This is a genomic window from Phenylobacterium sp. (assembly GCF_024508875.1).
Lineage (GTDB): Bacteria > Pseudomonadota > Alphaproteobacteria > Caulobacterales > Caulobacteraceae > Phenylobacterium.
Genome location: NZ_JANINU010000270.1, coordinates 1 through 2,582, shown reverse-complemented (window position 1 = coordinate 2,582; position 2,582 = coordinate 1). Strand labels below are relative to the sequence as shown.

Below are 2,582 nucleotides of genomic sequence, written 5' to 3'. Positions count from 1 at the left end.
GACGCTCGTTACCCCGTCCCACTCATGACGAGGAGACGAGTATGATCCAGGCCTCTCAAATCCGCGAGCACATGGAAGTCATCGGCTCGGACGGCGGCCACGTCGGCAAGGTCGACCATGTGATGGGCGACGAGATCGAACTGTCCAAGCTGGACCTGGGCTCGGGCCTCAAGCACCACATGATCCCGCTGACCTGGGTGGAGACCATCCAGGACGACAAGGTCTGCCTGAACCTGACGAAGGACGCCGCCAAGGCCGGCTGGCGCGAGAAGCACTGAGCCGCCGCCGCTCGCCTTGACAGGGCGGGCGGCCCGTCGGAACCCTCGGCGCTCGCAGCCGAGGGGTTCCGTTGAAGTCAGTCGTATCTTTCGCGGCGGCGCTCGCCGTCGCCGCCACGCCGCTTGCCACGCAGGCGGCGCCCAAGGTCTGCGCCGAATGTGTGAAGGCCAATATGGAAGTGCTCACCAGCGACGCGCTCCGTGGGCGCGCCTGCGGGACGGCTGACGAGAACGCCGCCGCGCGCTTCCTCGCGGACAAGCTCAAGAGCTACGGCGTGAAGGGCGCGGCGCCCGGCGGCGAACTGCTGCAGCGTGTGAACTTCCGCGTCCCGACCTACGCGGCGGCGCCATGGCTCGCCGTCGGCGCGGTGCGGCTGGCGCAGGGTGAGGGGATCGTCATCCTGACGCCCGCGCCCGAAGTGTCCGGCGAGGTGGTGGTGCTGGGCGTCGCGGCCGATCCGGCCGCGGCCGCGGGCAAGGTGGTCGTCCTCGACGCGGCGTTCGACCCGCGGATCACGGGGCCGATGTTCCGTGCGGGTGCGCTCGCCGTCGTGGCGCCCGCGCCGGAGAACATCGCCGCCGCCTGGGGTGAGCTGGCGAGCCGGCCGCCGCCCGGCGTCGAGGTCGACGGTGTGGAGCCCGAGCGGCAGACGCTGCGCACCACGGTCTTCGCCCGACCCGAGGCCTATGCCGCGATCCGCGCCGCGGCGGGCCAGACCGCCACGATCTCGGCCCCGCGCGGGCAGCCGGTGACGAAGACCACCTACAACGTCCTGGGCGTGATCCCGGGCAAGGCGGGGGAGGCGGCCGCGCAGGCGATCCTGCTGAGCGCCCACTACGACCACGTGGGCGTGCGGGACGGGAAGATCTATCGGGGCGCCAACGACGACGCGTCGGGGACGGCGGCGGTGCTGGAGCTGGCGCGCGTGCTGGCTAAGCAGCCGCCGGCGAAGCGCTCCGCGCAGTTCGCGCTGTTCGGCTGCGAGGAGGCAGGGGGGCATGGGGCGCGATACTTCCTCGCCCATCCGCCGCTGCCGCTCGGCGCCATCGCCGCCAACCTGGAATTCGAGATGATCGGGTTGCCGGATCCGCAGCGGCCGAAAACGTTGATGCTGACCGGCTGGGAGCGCTCCAATCTGGGCCCGACGCTGAAGGCGCAGGGCGCCGACATCGGGCCGGATCTCTATCCCGAACAGAACTTCTTTCAGCGCTCGGACAACTACCAGCTGGCGCTCAAGGGCGTGGTGGCGCAGACGGTCAGCGCCTGGCCGACGCCGCCGACGTACCACGACGCCACCGACGACCTGGCGCACATCGACCTGCCGTTCATGACCGGGGTGATCCAGTCGATGGTCGAGCCGGTGCGGCGGCTCCTGAACGGCGAGTTCCGTCCGGAGTGGAACGTCGGGATGCAGCCGTAGAGCCGCAAGTCCCTCCCTTAACGGGGAGGGACAGATCGCGGAGCGATCAGAGTGGGGGATGTAAGGCCAGGCTTGGCGGCCGGTCAGGCTTTCCCCACCCGTCTGCTCGCGTTGCGAGCATCCACCCTCCCCATGAAGGGGAGGGAGATTCCTACTTCACGTTGGCGCAGAAGCGCTGGATGCGCTGGCAGGCGTCTTCGAGCACGCTGTTGGCCGTCGCGTAGCTGATGCGGAAGTGGGGCGAGAGGCCGAAGGCCGCGCCCATCACCACCGCCACGCCCTCGGTTTCCAGCAGCTCGACGGCGAAGTCCTCGTCGGAGCTGATGACCTTGCCCGAGGGGGCCGTCTTGCCCAGCAGGCCGGCGCAGGACGGATAGACGTAGAACGCGCCCTCCGGCGTCGGGCACTGGATGCCGTTGGCCTGGTTCAGCATGGACACGACGAGGTCGCGGCGCTCCTCGAACAGCTTGGCGTTCGGCTTGATGAAGGCCTGCGTGCCGTTCAGCGCCTCGACCGCCGCCCACTGCGAGATGGAGGCGGGGTTGGACGTCGTCTGGCTCATGACCTTGGCCATGGCCTTGATCAGCGGCTCGGGGCCGGCGGCGTAGCCGATGCGCCAGCCGGTCATGGCGTAGGCCTTGGAGACCCCGTTCATGGTCAGGGTGCGATCGTAGAGCGCCGGTTCCACCTGGGCGATGGTCGAGAACTGGAAGTCCCCGAACACCAGGTGCTCATACATGTCGTCGGTCAGGATCCAGACGTGCGGATGGCGCAGCAGGACGTCGGCCAGCGCCTTCAGCTCGGCGCGGGTGTAGGCCGCGCCCGACGGGTTCGACGGTGAGTTCAGCAGGATCCACTTGGTCTTGGGCGTGATCGCCTTTTC

General features: G+C 69.3%; 3 protein-coding genes. 2 read left to right on the top strand and 1 reads right to left on the bottom strand.

Annotation, left to right across the window (positions count from 1 at the left end; all coding sequences use genetic code 11):
* Positions 1–41 precede the first annotated feature (41 nt).
* Together Q0L11_RS18630 and Q0L11_RS18625 are read left to right on the top strand one after the other, a co-directional pair.
* On the top strand, positions 42–278 hold the full coding sequence (locus Q0L11_RS18630) for a DUF2171 domain-containing protein (RefSeq protein WP_296599227.1): 237 nt from the start codon (positions 42–44) through the stop codon (positions 276–278).
* 71 nt (positions 279–349) lie between these two features.
* The gene (locus tag Q0L11_RS18625) at positions 350–1,699 is read left to right on the top strand and encodes a M20/M25/M40 family metallo-hydrolase (protein ID WP_296599225.1); all 1,350 of its coding nucleotides are present in this window, start codon (positions 350–352) and stop codon (positions 1,697–1,699) included.
* Positions 1,700–1,850: 151 nt separating this feature from the next.
* Here Q0L11_RS18625 and Q0L11_RS18620 read toward each other — a convergent pair.
* Positions 1,851–2,582 (bottom strand): pyridoxal phosphate-dependent aminotransferase (locus tag Q0L11_RS18620; RefSeq protein ID WP_296599224.1); only part of this gene is annotated, 732 nt, incomplete at its 5' end.

What these genes read in the sequence shown, in the direction of transcription:
- Q0L11_RS18630 (WP_296599227.1), top strand. Translation starts at nt 42, where the DNA reads ATGATCCAGGCCTCTCAAATCCGCGAGCACATGGAAGTCATCGGCTCG.